Here is a 19,055-nt window from a genome sequence, read left to right on the forward strand (position 1 = left end):
ATATCCAGAATTCAGTTCAGGCAGTTTTACGGCGTGAGAACAGGGCAACCAAACCCACCACCAACAAGACAGGGAAAAGCAAGGGCAGCAATGCCAGTGCCAGAGAACCCAATACTACAGCGAAAATCACGCATAACAATATTGCCACACCCGCCAGTACCATGCCAGTCAGGCCAAGAGCAAACACTACCGCCACTACAGCAACCCCGCAGCCGAACAAAACGCCAAAGAAGCCAAAGAATCCACCTACGCCATCGATGTCGTCGCCGTCAATCTGCACATCGACACCATGAAAGGACGACATGACTATCACGGCAAAAACCAGGATGGACAAGAGGATAATGGCGATGCGCTTGTTTGAAGTGATGCGTGATGTGATAGCAGATGTCATGATGGGCTCCCTTTAGCTCAATTGTGAATTTGATGATTTCTTGTGTTCTGTGATTCGATGTAAGCATCTTATAAAAGAACATCAGGGGCTTCCATGGGCTTGCGACAGAATGCGCAAATCACGGCTTGAACAGTGATAAGGACGGAGGAATGGGACAAAAACAGGAAAAAACAGGCACTAAAAGCAAAAAAGCAGCTGCTAGCTGCTTTTTTTGCCTCCTACAGAGCGAATTCAAGATCAGCTACCGGTATAACTGGTCTTCATCGTAGTAAAGAATTCCACAGCTGCACTTCCCTGTTCACGGGCACCATAGCTGGAAGCCTTGCTGCCACCAAATGGAACATGGTAATCAACCCCAGCTGTAGGCAGGTTGACCATGATCATACCTGCGCGCGCATGACGCTTGAAGTGAGTTGCGTATTTCAATGAGGTCGTGCAAATCCCTGCTGTCAGGCCAAATTCAGTATCATTTGCCAGCTGCAGCGCGTGCTCATAATTTTTGGCTGGAATGACGGACGCTACCGGGCCAAAAATCTCTTCCCTGGTATGTTGCATGGCAGGATCACAGTCTACGAACAGGGCCGGATTCAGGAAATAACCGTCGGTATCACGCGATAGCCGTTCACCACCAAAGGCCAGTTTGGCACCTTCATCTTTGGCTATCTGTATATAGCGCAAGTCCTGGTCCAGTTGAGACTTGTCGACAACCGGGCCTATATCTATGCCTGTCTGCAAGGCATGTCCTACTTTCAGGCTCTTCAATTTATCGATCATCGCAGCAACAAATGCCGGATAGATTTTTTCCTCAACAATCAGGCGTGAAGATGCTGTGCAACGCTGGCCAGTAGAAAAATAAGAGCCCTGAATTGCTGCATTGACGGCCACATCCAGGTCAGCATCTGCCAATATCACCAGCGGGTTTTTGCCACCCATTTCCAGTTGCACCTTGGCGCGGCGTGCGGCGCAAGCTGCCAGCACCCTGCTGCCAGTACCGACGGAACCGGTAAAGCTGATGGCATCTACCCTGCTGTCTTTGCTCAAGGCTTCACCAACAATACGGCCAGGGCCAGACAAGAGATTGAATACGCCCGCAGGCAAGCCAGAACGGCTTATGATTTCTGCCATAGCCCAGGAGCAGCCTGGCACCAGCTCTGCTGGTTTCAAAATCACAGTATTGCCATAAGCAAGCGCCGGTGCAGCCTTCCAGGCTGGAATGGCTATGGGGAAATTCCAGGGGGCTATAATGCCAACAACACCTACCGGTTCGCGGGTGACATCAACATCCACACCCGGGCGCACCGAAGCCAGTTTGTCGCCGCGTATGCGCAAGGCTTCCTGTGCAAAGAATTTGAAGATGGCTGCTGCACGGCCAACTTCGCCTATCGCTTCTGGCAGGGTTTTGCCTTCTTCACGTGCCAGCAGGCTACCGAGCTCAGCTTTGCGCTCATTGATTTCTGTGCCTATCTTGTCGAGCGCGTCTGCCCTTTGCTGCACGCCAGAATTACGCCAGCCTTCTGCTGCATCACGCGCAGCGGCAATTGCCAGCTCTACCTGCTCATTACCCGCACTGGCGTATTCGCCAACTACCTCACTCAAATCAGAGGGACTGCGTGTGACAGTTACGTTTGCGCCGTCATGCCAGCTACCATTGATATACAGTTGTTTCATCTTTATTCTTCCTTATTTTTTCAATCTTGTTGTTCAGTCTTGCTTTTCAAGCGTATTGTTCAAGCTTATTGATCAACATTACCCGCCGTACCACTCAGTGCAGCGAGAGTTGAGGTTTTTGTCGGGAAAACCGGTTGTCTCAGCCCCGGAGCCTCCCAGCCAAACATGAACTGGCAGGCTGCACCACAAATACGCCCCTGACAGGCGCCCATCCCTGCCCTGGTCATCAGCTTTGCGGTACGCCAGTCACCATGTTCGCGCAATTGCCTGGCACTGACATCTTCACAGCGGCATACCAGCGTATCTGACTTGCATAACTTGCGCAGGCTGTCATCTGTGGCAAAACTCTGCTTGAGTAAATCCGCAAATTGCCTGGCATGGGCGCGGCGCGCAATATCATCTTGTTCAGCCGCCTGCCCAATCGCAGCCAAACCGGCAATGTGCCCTTCTACCAAAGCCTTGTCAACACCGCCTATACCGCAAGCCTCGCCCGCCACCCAGACATCGGCACGCGTACTGGCCTGGTTGATATCAACCACGATACTGCCATCCCTGATTTCGCATCCCATCACGGTGCCGATTTCCAGATTGGGTAACAAGCCAAAACCGCAGGCAAGCAAATCACAACTCAAGTCAATTTTCTTGTCGCCATGCTGCAGACTGATGCCGAGCAGGCGTTGCTCGCCATGTGCCTTGATCACCCTGGCATTGTGTCGATAACGTACACTCTTGAGTTGCCAAAACAACTTCAGCGACTGTAGCAGCTTGCCGCGATGCGACTTAAGCAAGGCTAAGAAAAACTGTATCAAGTGTTCGCTTGTTTTTGTTTCGATGATACTGACTACGTGACCACCGGCACGTATCACCGTTTCTGCCACTGCCAGCAGCAAAGGCCCACTACCAGCAACGGCCACGCGCTTACCTTCCACTGGCATGCCGCCCTTGATCAAGGCTTGCAAGCCACCAGCACCAGTCACACCAGGTAAAGTCCAGCCGGGGAAAGGCAAGAGCAACTCACGGGCGCCGCTACAAATAATCAACTTATTCCATTTTAATTTCTGCGCCCCGTCTGCTGTCTCCAGCAGAAACTCTTTCTCAGCAGAGGCAGCAACAATACGCACGCCATACACCATGCGTACATTCAGGCAATTTGCCAGCGCCTGCCACAAATCATGCGCCCGCCCGTCACGCCATGCGCCTGGACCACCGCGCCAGATTTGCCCGCCAGGCGCGGGGTTTTCATCGATCACAGTGACGATGGATGATAGTTCAGCGGCGGCCAGCGCCGCTGCCAGGCCTGCCGGGCCAGCGCCTATGATAAGAACATCCGTGGAAAACGGTAAGATCGCTGATACCATCGTCAGACTCCCAAACCAGCGGTTTCAGTATTAATCACCATGCCTGAGCGACAGTATTCCTGGCAAGCCAGTTTATGCGGCTGACCATTGATACGTACCCGGCATTCCTGGCACACGCCCATGCCGCAAACAGCAAAGCGCGGCTGGCCAGAAACCGACTGACGTGTCTGCATATTGTCATACCGCATCAGGGCCGCAGCCACACTCATGTCCGTCGTCGCCTCAAAGGGAGAGCCATTAATCCAGATTTTTGCAATTACTTCTTTGCCCGGATCGTGTTCACGCATATTTCAGCTCCTGCGCAAGGAAAAAACGTTCAGGCGAATAATGTTGATAATCTATTTCTCCTGCCCGTCCGGCAATCTGATCTGCCAGCATTTTTGCTGTCGCCATGGCCGTCGTCACACCCAGGCCTTCATGCCCAGCTGCCAGCCAGACGCCAGCCAGTTCAGGATGAGGCCCGATAATGGGATGACCATCAGGTGATGCCGGACGCATGCCTGCCCAGGCGCGTATGATTTGCATGTCGGCCAAGCAAGGTAATAGCGTCATGGCAGATTGCAATACTGCTCCCAGAGCCTTGGGATCCAGGCCATTATCTGTCTGCTGATCCTGTCTGCAAGAACCGATCAGCCATTGTCCGTTACTACGTGGTTGCACATTGGCAGCCACGGCCAGTGCATCGGCTGAGACTGCGGCCTGTCCATAATTCATGCTGACAATCTGATGTGAAAGACGACCAGGGTAACGATCAGTAATCGCCAGATGACCTTTGCGGCCAAACACGGCAATTTCAGGCAAGAGTTTAGCTACTTCGAGGCCTGCAGCGACGATGATGATATCTGCAGTCAGCTTGCTGCCATCAGCAAAAATCAACTGGTTTGCCGCTAGCTGCGCAACTCGCTTGCCCAGAATTACATTGCCACCACGCTTGACCAAAAGCTGAGCCATGAAATGCGCCAGCTTGGGTGGGTACACCACACTGTCGCCAAAGACTCTGACACCACCAGCAAGACCAGGGCGTAAAGCAGGTTCCAGTTTTTGCACCTGTTCACCAGTCAAGGCTTCTGCACGCCATAGCCGCGCATTCATTGCTTGCGCACGATGATGCGCCTCCGAAAGCTGGTCTTCGTTCTCTGCCACCCATAAGGTGCCACACTGGCTGACTTCTCCTATGCCAGGAAATTCAGTGAAGAAGTCTTTCCACATGCGCAAAGAAAGCAGGCACAAGTCCAGCTCCTGCTCGCTTTCATCCAGAGCAACCAGATGTCCCATACCTACAGCGGTGACCCCACAACCGGGAGAAGCCGCATCAATCAAACTGACCTGATAGCCCTCTTCCTGCATTTTCAAGGCGCAGGTAGTGCCGACTATGCCAGCACCAATGACACACACTGTTGTCTTCATAGGCATGCTTCCTGCGCCATCACATTCACTAAAACAAACGATCAGTTAAACGTTGGCAAAACCGGACGATTGGCGAGGGAAGCGCTGACCACTTGCTCAACACGGGTGCGCAGAGCACCTTCCAGCGGCAGACGCGGGGCGCGCACGCGGTCATTGGAATCAATAGCCAGTGTTTCTACCAATTTGATGTTTTGCACCAGATAAGTGGACACATCCAGGTCCAGCAAAGGACGGAACCAGCGGTAGATATCCAGCGCCTCGTTATAACGGCCAGCCTTGATGAGACGGTAAATGGCGACTGTCTCATGCGGGAATGCCACAACCAGGCCAGCTACCCAGCCAGTTGCACCAGCAGTCAAGGCTTCAAAAGCTAGGTTATCTACACCAGTGAACAAGTCATAACGGCTACCCAGGCGGTTAATGATTTCTGTAGTGCGACGGATATCGTCGGAAGATTCTTTTACTGCTACAAAACGGGCATCATCAGCCAGTTCTTCCAGCATGTCCGTCGTCACATCAACGCGATAAGCCAGACGGTTGGAGTAAATCATGACAGGTAAATCACCGGCAGCGGCGATGCTGCGCAGGGTTGCTACAGTCTCACGATGATTGGTGTGATAGATGGTGCTTGGAACAACCATCAAGCCATCAGCGCCAGCTTTGGCGGCTTTTTCTGCCAGGGCACAGGCATCACGTGTGGCTGCCTCGGCGACGGTCAAAATGGCAGGCTTGTTACCTGTTACTTCTTTCGTCAATTTCAGCACATCGATACGTTCGGCATGGGATAACAAAGGGCCTTCACCCAAAGAACCACAAGCGATCAGACCGTCACAACCGGCATCCATCAAATAACGGAAACAGCGCTCCATTTCCTTGAAGTCCAGCGTATCGTCCTGGTTGAATTTTGTTGTAACTGCGGGAATGACGCCTTGCCACATGATATTTGCCTTGTCTCCGGATAAAACCGGTCAATTTTTGAAAATCAATCAAAGAACCTGATGCTGACAAATCGCGAAGAAATCGATCACAGTAAATATAAGCTATTTGCAAACTTATTTCACGCGCTGCCAGATTCGAACATGACAAAGTGTAAGCCCGCAAAGAGGCCCAGTCTTGATGTTTGTATGCATTTTGAAAGACGAAATCGGCACAGTCGATTATTACTGTGCGACAAGGGTAAGCCGGAGCCAGCAAGGCGCAGCAAGCAAGGAGAAACGTCTCTCCTTGCCTGGCAGATGAAATTTAATTAACTATTATTGGGTATCAAGCAAGTGCTGAAAGGAAAAAAGCACCTGCCAAAGTGATCATCACTCCTGCATACCGTGGCAATGTACTGGTCAGCATTTTTTGAGCCGCATTGCTGGCAAACCAGCCCGCAGCATGAATCAGTGCTGTCGCCAGCACGAAACCGGCACCATACAACACGGCAGATTCATTCACTGGCATTTCCTGCCCATGGGCATAGCCATGCGCCACTGCAAATATGGACACTAAAGCCATTCCCGCACTAACAGGCAGCTTGACCGCAAAACTGATCAACAAACCAAGGATAAGCACCGAGGCTGCAATACCGTGCTCCACGCCCGGCAAGGCTATTCCGGCAAGGGCCAGTGTACCGCCAACGACCATCATCAAGGGAAAACTGGTCGGTATCAGCCAGGCTCGTGCATGTTTTTGTTGCGCCGCCCAGATACCTATGGCCAGCATGGCCAGCATATGGTCAAATCCAGTGAATGGATGGAGAAAACCGTCCTGCAAAGCATTCATAGAATGCAGCACACTATCATGCGCCAAGGCTGGCAATGAAATCATGGCGCAGCCCAGGGCCGCAACCACATACAGACAGCGCAATTTATTCAGTTTCATATTGATCTCCAGATTGAAAATTAGTTTTTGACTTCATCCAGCATGCCTTGCTGGCGAATGAAACTGACGACTGCTTCCAGCCCGTCACCAGTACGCAAATTGGTAAATACAAAGGGGCGTTCGCCACGCATACGCTTGGCATCTTGTGCCATGATGTCGAGATTGGCACCCACGTGCGGTGCCAGATCGGTTTTATTGATGATCAGCAGATCAGAGCGGGTGATTCCGGGACCTCCCTTGCGCGGGATTTTTTCACCACCGGCCACATCGATGACGTAGATGGTCAGGTCAGACAGTTCCGGGCTGAAGGTCGCAGCCAGATTGTCACCACCGGATTCCACCAAAATCAAATCAAGATCAGGAAAGTCTGCGCTCATGCGTGCTATCGCTTCCAGGTTGATGGATGCATCTTCACGTATGGCAGTATGCGGGCAGCCACCGGTTTCCACCCCCATCAATCGTTCTGCAGGCAAGGCATCGGCACGTAGCAGGATTTCCATGTCTTCCTTGGTGTAGATGTCATTGGTGATAACTGCCATTTCATACTGGTCGCGCATGCTTTTGCATAGCATTTCGCACAATGCAGTTTTACCGGAACCGACAGGGCCACCTATGCCTACGCGTAAGGGATTTGGTTCTGGCAAGCTTAAATTTTGGGTGTTCATCTATTCGTTTCCTGTTTTTAATTTTTATGATCTGTACAAACGGCTGTACTGCACCTCATGCTGCATGGAAAGCAAAGACAAGCCTGGGGCCCAGTTCGATAATTGATCGTCTTCCAGTTCTTGCGCCAGCCTTGCTGCTTTTTCCAGCTCGGGTCGCAGCGATAGCAGCAAGCGTTGTCCTGAAACCTGGCCCAAGGGGATGGATTTCACGCCTACCAGCACCTGATTCTCTGCCCATGAAAACAGCATGCCCAGCAAAACTGACTCCGGCGGCACCTGCAAGGCAACTGCAGCAGCAGCCATGGCCGTGGGCAAAGGCAATTCGTGTTGTGCCAGTAAAATTGCCAGTAGCTCAGCATCAGCAATCTTCAAGTCGCTCACCAGCTTGCCCAGCGAATAACCCATTTGTATGCTCTCCGCCCGAAATTCTGCCGTGTCCCTGGCGGCAATGAACAAGCTGGTCCAGTGCGATACAGCAGTCAGGTTCCTGCTCTCAAAAGCCTGTAACAAGCGCCACAGTACCGGCGCCTCAAAACGGGCCACCACCTCATGCAGGCAATTGATGATCCATTCCCTGGCTGTGGCTTCATTGCGCACCAAGCCTTTTTCTATCCCTGCTTCCATCCCTTGCGAATAGCTATAGGCGCCGATAGGCAAAGACGGGCTGGCCAGTTGCAGGAGATGGAGTAAGGCCGCAGATTGCATGCTCAAGCCTTGTTGTCTGAAGGACGGTGTATGCGCTGGCGCAAAGGTATAGGTGCCAGTGGATTATGCGGATGCCCGTCATCCCCGCCATGATGATGGCCACCACCATAAGCACCTGATTCCGGCTCGAAACTGGCCTGCTCTTCAGTGACGACTGCGCCCAGCCCTTGCAGCATTTCCTTCAGCACCGGGTCTTTGCGTATGCGCAAAAAACCGTCACCGACCTGCGCCTGGGTATGCCGGTTGCCAAGGTGGAAGGCACAGCGCAATAAGTTAAAGGCGGTATCACATTCCACTTTGTAGGTTGGCTCAGCAGCGGCAATGACTTCAATTACGCGACCATCATTGCCCAGCATCAGGTCACCATGGCGCATGACTGTGCCGCGCACGGTGAACACGGCCACATCTTCACCACTAGCCAGAGTAGCGCGCAAACGGCTTTTTTCACGTAACTCATACGGCAAAATCAGTTGCCCGGCGATGCTGTCGGCAGTCTCTATCTTTGTTTGTAATGTCAGCATTGTTTAAAATAAGAAATAACGTTGGGCCATGGGCAGGATTTTTGCCGGTTCACATACCAGCAGTTCACCATCGGCACGGACTTCATAAGTTTCGGAATCGACTTCCATTTTCGGCGTCAGGCTATTGTGTATCATGTCCTTCTTACGAACATGGCGCGTATTCTTGACAGCGATCAGGGTCTTGTTCAGCTTCAGTTGTTCTGCAAGACCGGCATCCAGCCCTGCCTGAGAGACAAAGGTAAACGACTTTTTCAGCCCGCCACCAAAGGCACCAAACATCATGCGGTAATGCACAGGCTGTGGTGTCGGTATCGAGGCATTCGGATCACCCATCTGGGCTGCGGCGATCATGCCGCCCTTGATGATCATTGATGGTTTAACACCAAAGAAAGCAGGCTTCCACAAGACGATGTCAGCAATCTTGCCGACTTCCAGCGAGCCTACTGCATGGGCAATGCCATGGGTCAGCGCCGGATTGATCGTGTATTTGGCAATATAGCGTTTGACGCGAAAGTTATCGTGACGTGCATTGTCTTCTGCCAGCGAGCCACGCTGTTGCTTCATCTTGTCTGCCGTTTGCCAGGTACGCATGATGACTTCGCCGACACGGCCCATGGCCTGAGAATCGGAAGACATCATCGAGATGGCGCCAATATCATGCAGGATATCTTCAGCCGCTATGGTTTCGCGCCGTATGCGTGATTCGGCAAAGGCAATGTCTTCGGCAATTGCTGGGTCAAGATGGTGGCAGACCATGAGCATGTCGAGATGCTCATCCAGGGTATTGACGGTATAAGGCCGGGTAGGATTGGTAGAAGATGGAAGTACGTTCGCTTCACCCACCGCCGCAATAATATCCGGCGCATGACCACCACCCGCACCTTCGGTGTGGAAGGTGTGGATAGTCCTGTCCTTGAATGCCGCCAGGGTGTGCTCCAGGAAGCCACCTTCATTCAGAGTATCGCTATGGATGGCTACCTGCACATCCATATTGTCTGCCACGGTCAGGCAATTATCGATGGCTTGTGGTGTCGTGCCCCAGTCTTCATGCAGCTTCAAGCCTATGGCACCTGCTCTGATCTGCTCTTCCAGCGGTAAAGGCAGGCTGACATTGCCCTTGCCCATAAAACCCAGGTTCATGGGAAAAGCATCTGCCGCCATCAGCATGGAATGCAAATGCCAGGGGCCAGGAGTACAGGTGGTTGCCGCCGTCCCGGTTGCCGGGCCGGTGCCGCCACCCAGCATGGTGGTAACGCCGCTCATCAATGCTTCTTCAATCTGCTGCGGACAAATGAAGTGGATATGCGAATCGATGCCACCAGCGGTCACGATCTTGCCCTCACCGGCAATGATCTCGGTCGCGCCGCCAATTGCCATGTCAACGCCGGACTGTATGTCAGGATTGCCAGCCTTGCCTATGCAGGCAATCAAACCATTTTTAATGCCAATGTCTGCTTTGACGATACCCCAGTGATCAATAATGACCGCATTGGTGATGACCGTATCCATGACTTCTGCATGCGGCCTTTGCGACTGGCCCATGCCATCGCGTATCACCTTGCCACCACCAAATTTCACCTCTTCACCATAGATGGCAAAGTCTTTCTCGATTTCTATGAATAGATTGGTATCTGCCAGACGGATGCGGTCACCCGTAGTTGGCCCGAACATTTCAGCATAGGCATGACGTGAAATTTTCATAGCGCCCCCATGACTTTACCGCTGAAACCATAGACTTTCCTATCACCCGCCAGGGCCACCAGTTCTACGCTACGCTGCTGCCCCGGTTCAAAACGTATAGCCGTGCCAGCAGCAATATTAAGGCGCATGCCGTAGGCCTGTTGACGGTCAAATTGCAGGGACGGATTGGTTTCAAAAAAATGAAAATGTGAGCCCACCTGTATCGGCCTGTCACCGCTATTGGCCACAGGAATGCTGACGACTGCACGACCCACATTCAGTTCTATGTCCCCATCCTCTATCAGGATTTCGCCTGGTATCATGGTTTTCTCCTAAGGAATGGGGTTGTGAACGGTAACCAGCTTGCTGCCGTCCGGAAAAGTCGCTTCGACCTGGATATCAGGAATCATTTCCGGCACACCTTCCATGACATCGGCACGGCTGAGTATTTGCGCACCTTCCGACATCAGTTCAGCCACCGTCCTGCCATCGCGTGCACCTTCCATGATGGCGGCGGTGATCAGGGCGACTGCTTCCGGGTAATTCAGCTTCAGGCCGCGCGCCTTGCGTCTTTCTGCCAGCAAGGCAGCGGTAAAAATCAGCAACTTATCTTTTTCTCTAGGTGTCAGATCCATATCTTCTTTCGCTTATTGTCTGCACTATCACCAAACTTATTATTTATCGCCATTTACAAAATAACAAGCAAGTCCACTAAGGTGACAGGCCAGCCCTCTAAAAACATTATAAAAAGCAACACAGCAAGTTTCGAACCAAGGGCAAATAACCTGGATTACCGGAATGCGCACCAAACAAAGGCAAGACCTCACCAAGTTAGTGCATTTCATATAAATGCAGATAGCGCGAAAATATTTGGAACTTTTGATGCCCCTGGGAGTAATACCTTAAAACAGCCAACAAATAAACGTGGATAACCAAGAGACAGATTCCAGCTTGCTGACACAAATGCGCGACGGTGATGTTGCTGCATTTCAACGTCTGTACCAGCGCCACCAGGGACCTATCTACCGCTATGCCCTGATGCGTTGCGGTCAGAGTGCACTGGCAGCGGACGTGGTGCAGGATGTTTTCATGGGATTGCTGAGCAAGTCTTACCGTTATGACGCGGGCCTGGGCAGTTTGCAGAATTTTCTGTTTGGTGTAGCAAGGAATTTATTGCTGAAACAGGACCAGGCAGAACGCCGCCGCCAGCCATTACCAGGTTATAGCGAAGAAGATGGAGAAGAAGTCTTGATGAGTGAAACGACAGAACCGGCGGATGTCATCTTCCATCAGCAAATGACTGAACATGTGCGGCAGGCAGTCTCGGTACTGCGCCCTCATTATCGTGACGTGATTATTTTGTATGAATTGCAGGAACTGTCGTACGCAGAGATAGCCGTGATTTGCGACATAGATATAGGAACAGTTCGCTCTCGCCTGTCACGGGCGCGGGCAGCGATACTGCAATACAGCGAAAGACTGGGCTGGCGACCCGACGCAGCGACAAAAACCGGAACACAAAGATGAAAGACCTTATGAATACCCCACAGGACGCCAGCAATGGAGATGCCTTGCTGGATCAGCAGTTCAGCCTTTTGCGCAAAGATTTGCAGGAGCTGAATACGCCAATGGCTATAGAGCAGACTTTATTGCAAGCTTTTGCCAAACAACAGGCCAAGGATAAAAAGCAGGCACGCAGCAAACGCCTGCGCCCGTGGCTGGCAGGTTTGTTGACACTGGGTGGCAGCCTTGGTCTGGTCATGCTGACGGTCGTGTTTCCAGTATCGCAGCATCAATTGACGCCGGACAGTACCACTGTTTCAACTACAGAGCTTCCTCCTTTCGTCGCCCTGGTACCGCTGGAGCGCCTCAATAACGAAACGCCAAGCATGCTGGAAGCAGAAGTCCCGGCTGCCTGGCTCGCCAGCCTGGGCATGCCAGTATCTCCGGAAATAGCCGGTGACATGGTGCAGGCACAAATGCTGGTCGCTGCCGATGGTGAGCCATTAGCCATGCGACTCCTGAAATAAGCAATAAGCTACTCAATAACAAAGCAGCATAGAAAGACAAAAATGACACACAGAAAAGGACGCATCATGAAAACCAAACTGCCACTCTTCATATTGTTAAGCTCTGCCTGGGCAATGGCACATGCCAATAATACAGACGGTGACACTGCAAACCCAGCCGAAGAAAAACCTGTGCGTCGCCACGTGGAAATCATACAAGTGCCTGCAGTACCACCGCTGCCGCCCATGCCACCGATGCCCTCAATGTCACCTATGCCACCAATGCTGGCACTGGCAGACATACCCGACTCAAAAAACATCAACAAAATCGTGTCTGACGCCATGAGTCAGGCATTTGTTAGCATGCAAGGCATGCACAGTATCCGGTCAATAAAAAATGCGCCATACAGCGCAGAAATTGTCACCGAGAAAACCCAGACCCTGGCCGATGGCAACCAGATCAGCAACAAAACCACCAGCCTGAACTACAGGGATGCAGCTGGCCGCACCCGTCAGGAGATGCGCGATAGCAAGGGCAATGTTCAGCACATCGTCATCGTTGATCCGGTTGAAAACCTGCGCTACATACTCATGCCAGAAAAAAAGACAGCAACAAAAATGCATATGGGTAAAGACCTGGATGAAAAAATGGCGAGTGCCAGAGAGAAGCTTGATGCCGCCAAAGAAAAGCTGGACAAGCTGAAACAGGAAGGCAAAACAGTCAGCGTAGAAACCCAGCGCAATGGTGACGAAGTCATCGTCAAGCGTATAGAACGCAAAACCAGCGGCGACAAGGCAGAAGGCAACAAAGATGTGCGCGAAGAAGTTCAGGTCAGAGTCATCCGTGCTGGCAACGCCAGCGACATGCCCGCACTGCATACCAGTCTGAGTTCTACGTCAGGCAATTTCACCAGCCTCATGGCCCTGAGTCCCATGTCGATGGCATTCGTAGACAATCGCTGGACAGCCAAAGGCAATACCAAAGACTTGGGTAGCCGTGATATTGATGGGGTACGCGCAGAAGGAAAAATGCGCTCCTACCAAATCCCTGCTGGTGAAGTCGGCAATAAAAATCCGATTACCGTCACTTCAGAAAGCTGGTATTCACCAGAACTGCAAATGACCGTCTATGCAAAACAGACGGACCCACGTACAGGTGAATGGAATTACAAGCTGAATAATTTGAAACGCACTGAACCGGCGGCGAATTTATTTGCCGTCCCTGAAGGGTATGCAGTGAAAGAAATACCTGCTGCACCAAAAATCATCGTGGAAAGACGCGAAGAAAAGAAACCCTGATCCCTCTGACCAGCCGGGCCGTTTTTTTGCAAGGCTTGTGAGCGGACAGGGCCAGGATTCCCGACCTGCCCTGCCGCTCTTTTTTAAAGTTACTTGCCAATATTCCCGGGATTGGTTATAGTTTTTCCATGCACGCAATTACTCATCCCCTGCTGAGCACGAACTTATGCGCAACTAATGCCGCATCTGCTGTCGTGCACGCGATTGCGCTGCCTGCTGTTTCCATCTGCGACATTTCCATTATTCGAATTATTCCGGGTCGTTAAGCTACGGCGTATGCCGGTGCCTGGCGGCCCTTCAGCTCATCCTATTCTGATGTCCTGAGCGCTATTGCTATCACTATTGCGCTCACACTCTCTCTGATTTTTTTTTGCTGATTTTATTCTGGAGTTTTTATGTCCCATGTCGCCACAGACAGGCTTTTGCACGCCCCTACGTCCTGGTCATCCACCTTATTAAATGCAGATTTTCCTTATCCCTCACTGGCAGATATCCGCAAGACTGCTGCCAGATTATCGCAGCAAGTTTTGCATACCCCTGTCTGGCACTGGCAAACCGGGTCTGCTCTGGACAAGCTGGAGCCTGATACTGAAGTCTGGCTCAAGCTGGAATTGTTCCAAAAAACCGGCACGTTCAAACTGCGCGGGGCTTTGAATTGCATATCTGCGCTGGATGCAGATGCGCGTGAGCGTGGCGTGGTCGCTGTCAGTGCAGGCAATCATGCGATGGCGGTTGCCTATGCGGCCAAACTGGCGGGCGTCTCTTGCAAAGTGGTGTTGCCACGTCACGCGAGCCCTACCCGTATCAAGGCTTGCCGACAAGATGGTGCTGAAGTGATACTGGAAGCGGACATGCATAAGGCATTCGCACTGGGTCAGCATATCGTTGAAGAAGAACAGCGCACCATGATCCATCCTTATGACGGCCCGTTGACTGCACTGGGTACAGCGACGGTGGGGCTGGAACTGATGCAGCAAGTAGTGCAACTGGATGCCGTGATCGTGCCTATCGGTGGTGGCGGTTTATGTGGCGGCATTGCTTCTGCCGTCAAACAACTGGCACCGCATTGTGCCGTCTATGGAGTTGAACCCTATGGCGCAGATGCCATGTACCGCAGTTTCCAGTCTGGTCAGCCAGAGAAGTTAAAGGAAGTCGACAGCATAGCCGACAGCCTGTGCGCGCCTTATGCAATGGAATATAGTTTCAGGGTATGCCAGCGCTTTGTGGACGAGATTGTCAGGGTCAGTGACGATGAAATCTGTACAGCCATGTCGGACTTGTATCACGACGTCAAGCTGGTGGCTGAACCTGCTGCCGCGGTTGCCACAGCAGGCTTGTTTGGCCCATTGCGTCAAAGACTTGCAGGTAAACGTGTGGCTGTAATTGTTTGCGGCTCGAATGTAGACCCAGCCAGATATGCAGAATTGCTTACCAGGGCCGGATCATCAGCACATGGACTGGCCGCCTGATCTGGGAACCTCGGATACAGTTGGAAAGCGGCTGCTCAGTTTGCAACAGGCATCATACGTATGATATGCAAAGCCTCGCAATGCCCTACAATAGGGGTTCACTCAGGCATAAACATAGACGGATTTTACATTTCCCGCTCTGTGCCTGTTCACTGCATGATTATTAATGGAATTGCATATGCAACAAGGCTGGCTGACAGATTTTTTTCGCCAAAACGATAGTTTGATGGTGTTTGTCAACGTCCTGTTGCAGCAACTGGGCTTGCCTGTGCCAGCAGTACCGACCATGATGTTCAATGCCAGCCAGGCCACACAGTCCGGGCAATTGCTGGTTTTGTTGATGGCAGCAGTAGGCGCTTCGCTGATTGCCGACCTGATCTGGTATCAGGCTGGCAAGAAATTTGGCTACAGCGTGCTGAAGTTTTTATGCAAGATGTCAATCAACCCTGGTTCTTGTGTGAATCAGACAGAAGCAAGGTTTCATCGCTGGGGTGTTTGGTCGCTGGTGGTAGGCAAATTCATCCCCGGCTTTTCTACCGTGGCACCGCCGGTAGCCGGTGCTTTGGGTATGCCGCGTACATCATTCATGCTGGCTTCTGCTGCAGGTGCCGCTTTATGGGCGGGCTTGGCTCTGTTGGCCGGTTTTGCCTTGCAGGCGCAAATTGAAGCTGGCCTGGTATTTTTGTCGGCACAGGGCATACGTATCGCGGCCATCTTCATTGGCCTGGTATTGAGCTGGCTGGCCTGGAAATTCTGGCAAAAGAAACGCTTTGAAAAGCTCGCGTCCATTCCTCACTTCAGCGCAACCGAAATGTCGGATACATTGAAAACCAGTACCCTGCCCCATATCATCGATTTGCGCAGCCCGGCGTTGATTGCAGAAACTGGCACCATACCCCATGCCATGGTCAGCGAGGTCAAGCAGGTTGGCAATGCTGCCCAACAATGGCCACTGCATGAAATGATCATCACCATATGCGCCTGCCCTGGCGATGCAGGTGCTGTACACGCTGCCCATACGCTGAGACAGTTGGGTTTTAAAGATGTCAGGCCTTTTGCGGGCGGCTTTGATGCATGGCAGGAATTATCTGCCCAGCACCCACATTTACTTGTCAAGGCCTAGTAGATTACGCCTTTTGCAGCAATGCCTGTAGCTCCTTGACCAGATGATCAAAGGTAACCCGGTAGCGCTGGCTGGACCGTAAATCTTCGTGCATGACTACCCATACTGGAAAGTCAATTTGAAATTCATCTGCCAGCACGCGTTGCAGATGAGTATGCTGCTGGGCCAAGCCAAGCTGGCAAATGCCTATGCCATAGCCTTTGCGTATGGCAGAAAACTGCACCAGATCACTATCCGCACGCAAGGCAAAGGCCGCGCGCTGTATCTGCGGATAGCGTTTTTGCAAAGCCCTGATATAGGGGAATTCCCGGTCAAAGCCTATCAGGCTGTGGTCTTTCAACGCGTCCATGTCAGCGGGCATACCGTGGCGAGTCAGATAATCTGCATGAGCAAAAAAGCCGAGACTGATTATCCCGGTACGACGCGCAATCAATGCATCCTGCAAGGGCTCGGTATTGCGTATGGCAATGTCTGCATCACGTTTGAGCAAATCCTGGGTATGGTTGGATATTTGTAATTCTATGCTCAGTTCAGGATAGCCTTGCCGCAAACCTGCCAGCATGCCTGGCAATATCTCTACCCCCATGACTTCTGATGCGGTAACACGCACGGTGCCTCTTACCTCATTTGCTTCTGCTGACACGCTGCGCAGCAAGGCACTTTCAGTTGCCCGCAAGCTTTCTGCATAAGGTTTCATTGCCAGCGCTGCAATGGTCGGTGACAGACCAGATTGATTGCGCACAAACAAACTCGTGCCCAAGGCCTGCTCCAATGCCTCGATATGCCGCCCTACTGTAGGCTGCGTCAAACCCAGGGCACGGGCAGCGCCTGATAACGAGCCTTCTTCCAGCACCGCCAGGGCGGTACGGTAGTAGTCCCAGTGGATATTTTTGTCATCCATACAGAAATGTATATCACCTATGCAGTTTTAGAGAATTGTATATAGCTTGGCAAAGATACACAATGGCTACATCAACTACCCCATTAAAGGAGAATCAACATGAATCAGCAAGTACAAAACAATACACAGACTAATATGCAAGCCAACAAGCAAGCCCTCGTATTGGGTGCAACTGGTGGCGTAGGTGGTGAAGTGGCGCGCTTGCTGATGCAGCGCGGCTGGCAGGTCACTACCCTGCACCGCAACCCTGATCAAGTGAAAGATAAAACGGCAGCGCATATCTGGATGAAAGGTGATGTCATGGTGCAAGACGATGTGGTGCAAGCTGCAGCCGGAAAATCTGTCATCGTCCACGCAGTCAACCCACCTGGATACCGCGACTGGGAAAAACTGGTGCTGCCTATGATAGATAACACCATCGCAGCAGCCCAGGCCAGTGGTGCACGCATACTGCTGCCAGGCACTGTTTATAACTACGGCCCCGATGCCTTCCCGCTGATTGCAGAAAACGCGTCACAGTTCCCCATCACCAAGAAAGGGAAAATCCGGGTAGAGCTGGAACACCGCCTGCGTCTGGCTGCCAGCAAGGGTATCAAATCCCTCATCGTCAGGGCTGGTGATTTCTTTGGCCCCAAAGCTGCCAACAACTGGTTTTCACAAGGTCTGGTAACACCAGGCAAGCCTGTGAGTGTAGTGCGCTACCCTGGCAGTGCTGGCGTTGGTCATCAATGGGCATACTTGCCTGACGTGGCGGAAACCATGGTGCGTTTGCTGGAGCGTGAAAAAGAACTCGGTAATTTCGCCCGCTTCCATATGGAAGGCCACTGGGATCATGACGGCAAGCAAATGGTCGCCGCAATTGGCCGCGTCACTGCCCAGCCGACATTGAAGGCAAGCTGGTTCCCATGGCCGGTGTTCGCTCTGCTGGCACCTTTCCAGCAAACCTTCAAGGAAATGCTGGAGATGCGCTACCTGTGGCGTACGGAAGTCAAAATGTCGAACCAGGCTTTGGTAGACTTTTTGGGTGAAGAGCCACGCACACCGCTGGATGTGGCAGTTCGCTCCAGTCTGGCAGGTCTGGGTTGCATCAAGCGTAATGCTGGCTACGAATCAAGTGTTCCAGATGCGCGGAATTTTGGCATCACACCCAATCACGACAGGGCGTAAATGCTGCCACACCAATTGCATCCAAAAGCGGGCAACTTCGCTGGAGTTGCCCAGGTAACGCGCAACAACGACAGACTTCATTTGCGTGACACCGCACAGGGCATCCGCTTCACGCTCAGACAAAAAGGCCGATGTTTGTTCACGCAAAGTCTGCAATTGTTCGCCAGACAGCATGGCACCAGAAGCCAGTACCATCGCCGACACTGATTTACCATTCAAACCCAGCGGGCTTTGCATGGCAGGGCTGCCACCTTGCAAACTGCCCTGTTCATGCCAGATCATCTTGTCTTCACGATAGATGCTGCAATGCTGCTTGATCCTGCCGCTGTCATAGGTTTCGCCAGAGGCAGTGCGGCCAAAACAGAAAATATCAGCAGCAATCAGCCTCGCGTCTGCCGCCAGGTGTATGGTCTGGTGCAAATCGACACAGGCATCGTCAAAAAAGATGGTTTCTTGCGGCAGCCATTCCAGCCTGGCACCTGCATCAATTTTCAGATTGATATGTTGTGCGGATATGTAGCCATTACTGCGATACCATTTTGCCGCGCCTGGTGTGGTTACCAGCGCATGCGTGTCAGCAGCCAGTTTGACATCTATCTTTAACTGATCGCCACCGACTACCCCACCCGGGGGATGGATGACGATGGCATGGCAAACTTCATCGCCTTCAGGATACAACGGTTTTTGCACGCGCAAGGGGCCATTGTGCTTACGTTCTGTCAGACGCGTAATATCGCCATCCTTGCTAAAGCCCAGTTGCAGACTGGCTTGCCAGTGTGATTTTGTGATACTTGAAGGTAGTGCCGGACTGCAGACATCCATATTC

21 protein-coding genes are annotated in these 19,055 nt (G+C 52.1%); 6 read left to right on the top strand and 15 right to left on the bottom strand.

The features are described from left to right. Positions 1-16: 16 nt before the first annotated feature. The 13 genes from AC3WQT_RS13640 to AC3WQT_RS13700 all read right to left on the bottom strand — a co-directional run bounded on the left by AC3WQT_RS13640 (position 17) and on the right by AC3WQT_RS13700 (position 10,896). Positions 17-391, bottom strand: coding sequence for a hypothetical protein (locus AC3WQT_RS13640; RefSeq protein WP_492704496.1), 375 nt, complete (start codon positions 389-391; stop codon positions 17-19). A gap of 237 nt (positions 392-628) precedes the next feature. Next, entirely contained in the window at positions 629-2,059 is a 1,431-nt protein-coding gene (locus AC3WQT_RS13645) for an aldehyde dehydrogenase family protein (protein WP_492704497.1), read from the bottom strand. A gap of 65 nt (positions 2,060-2,124) precedes the next feature. Further along, positions 2,125-3,417 (bottom strand): FAD-dependent oxidoreductase, encoded by a 1,293-nt coding sequence (locus AC3WQT_RS13650; RefSeq protein ID WP_492704498.1) that lies wholly within the window; start codon positions 3,415-3,417, stop codon positions 2,125-2,127. A 2-nt stretch (positions 3,418-3,419) separates the two neighbouring features. After that, complete coding sequence (locus tag AC3WQT_RS13655) at positions 3,420-3,704, bottom strand: 2Fe-2S iron-sulfur cluster-binding protein (RefSeq protein WP_492704499.1); 285 nt, start codon at positions 3,702-3,704, stop codon at positions 3,420-3,422. Beyond that, positions 3,697-4,824: an NAD(P)/FAD-dependent oxidoreductase gene (locus AC3WQT_RS13660; RefSeq protein WP_492704500.1), complete on the bottom strand. Its 1,128-nt coding sequence runs from the start codon at positions 4,822-4,824 to the stop codon at positions 3,697-3,699. The genes AC3WQT_RS13655 and AC3WQT_RS13660 overlap by 8 nt, the downstream gene beginning before the upstream one ends. Positions 4,825-4,865: 41 nt before the next feature. Continuing rightward, positions 4,866-5,762 (bottom strand): dihydrodipicolinate synthase family protein, encoded by an 897-nt coding sequence (locus tag AC3WQT_RS13665; protein ID WP_492704501.1) that lies wholly within the window; start codon positions 5,760-5,762, stop codon positions 4,866-4,868. A 325-nt stretch (positions 5,763-6,087) separates the two neighbouring features. After that, positions 6,088-6,690, bottom strand: coding sequence for a HupE/UreJ family protein (locus AC3WQT_RS13670; protein ID WP_492704502.1), 603 nt, complete (start codon positions 6,688-6,690; stop codon positions 6,088-6,090). A gap of 20 nt (positions 6,691-6,710) precedes the next feature. Next, complete coding sequence (gene ureG, locus AC3WQT_RS13675; protein ID WP_492704503.1) at positions 6,711-7,355, bottom strand: urease accessory protein UreG; 645 nt, start codon at positions 7,353-7,355, stop codon at positions 6,711-6,713. Between the two features lie 24 nt (positions 7,356-7,379). Then, on the bottom strand, positions 7,380-8,060 hold the full coding sequence (locus AC3WQT_RS13680; protein ID WP_492704504.1) for an urease accessory protein UreF: 681 nt from the start codon (positions 8,058-8,060) through the stop codon (positions 7,380-7,382). 2 nt (positions 8,061-8,062) lie between these two features. Beyond that, positions 8,063-8,581, bottom strand: coding sequence for an urease accessory protein UreE (gene ureE, locus AC3WQT_RS13685; RefSeq protein ID WP_492704505.1), 519 nt, complete (start codon positions 8,579-8,581; stop codon positions 8,063-8,065). Between the two features lie 3 nt (positions 8,582-8,584). Further along, on the bottom strand, positions 8,585-10,282 hold the full coding sequence (gene ureC / locus AC3WQT_RS13690) for an urease subunit alpha (RefSeq protein ID WP_492704506.1): 1,698 nt from the start codon (positions 10,280-10,282) through the stop codon (positions 8,585-8,587). Further along, positions 10,279-10,584 (bottom strand): urease subunit beta, encoded by a 306-nt coding sequence (locus AC3WQT_RS13695; protein WP_492704507.1) that lies wholly within the window; start codon positions 10,582-10,584, stop codon positions 10,279-10,281. Before AC3WQT_RS13695 ends, ureC begins: the two co-directional genes overlap by 4 nt. A gap of 9 nt (positions 10,585-10,593) precedes the next feature. Further along, positions 10,594-10,896: an urease subunit gamma gene (locus AC3WQT_RS13700; protein ID WP_492704508.1), complete on the bottom strand. Its 303-nt coding sequence runs from the start codon at positions 10,894-10,896 to the stop codon at positions 10,594-10,596. A gap of 289 nt (positions 10,897-11,185) precedes the next feature. Between AC3WQT_RS13700 and AC3WQT_RS13705 the strand changes: the two genes are divergently transcribed. The 5 genes from AC3WQT_RS13705 to AC3WQT_RS13725 all read left to right on the top strand — a co-directional run bounded on the left by AC3WQT_RS13705 (position 11,186) and on the right by AC3WQT_RS13725 (position 16,161). Continuing rightward, positions 11,186-11,788: an RNA polymerase sigma factor gene (locus AC3WQT_RS13705; RefSeq protein WP_492704509.1), complete on the top strand. Its 603-nt coding sequence runs from the start codon at positions 11,186-11,188 to the stop codon at positions 11,786-11,788. 8 nt (positions 11,789-11,796) lie between these two features. After that, positions 11,797-12,291 carry a hypothetical protein gene (locus AC3WQT_RS13710; protein WP_492704510.1) on the top strand — a complete coding sequence of 165 codons (495 nt, stop codon included), beginning with the start codon at positions 11,797-11,799 and terminating at the stop codon, positions 12,289-12,291. 66 nt (positions 12,292-12,357) lie between these two features. Further along, positions 12,358-13,569, top strand: coding sequence for a hypothetical protein (locus AC3WQT_RS13715; protein WP_492704511.1), 1,212 nt, complete (start codon positions 12,358-12,360; stop codon positions 13,567-13,569). Positions 13,570-13,964: 395 nt separating this feature from the next. Continuing rightward, positions 13,965-15,038 (top strand): threonine ammonia-lyase, encoded by a 1,074-nt coding sequence (locus AC3WQT_RS13720; RefSeq protein ID WP_492704512.1) that lies wholly within the window; start codon positions 13,965-13,967, stop codon positions 15,036-15,038. Between the two features lie 178 nt (positions 15,039-15,216). After that, the gene (locus tag AC3WQT_RS13725; protein WP_492704513.1) at positions 15,217-16,161 is read left to right on the top strand and encodes a VTT domain-containing protein; all 945 of its coding nucleotides are present in this window, start codon (positions 15,217-15,219) and stop codon (positions 16,159-16,161) included. Positions 16,162-16,165: 4 nt separating this feature from the next. Here AC3WQT_RS13725 and AC3WQT_RS13730 read toward each other — a convergent pair whose 3' ends face one another. Then, positions 16,166-17,062, bottom strand: coding sequence for a LysR family transcriptional regulator (locus AC3WQT_RS13730; protein WP_492704514.1), 897 nt, complete (start codon positions 17,060-17,062; stop codon positions 16,166-16,168). Positions 17,063-17,161: 99 nt separating this feature from the next. Here AC3WQT_RS13730 and AC3WQT_RS13735 point away from each other — a divergent pair, with 99 nt between their 5' ends. Continuing rightward, positions 17,162-18,229, top strand: coding sequence for an NAD(P)H-binding protein (locus tag AC3WQT_RS13735; protein WP_492704515.1), 1,068 nt, complete (start codon positions 17,162-17,164; stop codon positions 18,227-18,229). Here the strand turns inward: AC3WQT_RS13735 and AC3WQT_RS13740 are convergent. Further along, the gene (locus AC3WQT_RS13740; protein ID WP_492704516.1) at positions 18,173-19,051 is read right to left on the bottom strand and encodes an urease accessory protein UreD; all 879 of its coding nucleotides are present in this window, start codon (positions 19,049-19,051) and stop codon (positions 18,173-18,175) included. The genes AC3WQT_RS13735 and AC3WQT_RS13740 overlap by 57 nt on opposite strands. Positions 19,052-19,055: the final 4 nt, after the last annotated feature.

This window comes from Undibacterium sp. FW305-107, from assembly GCF_058788535.1.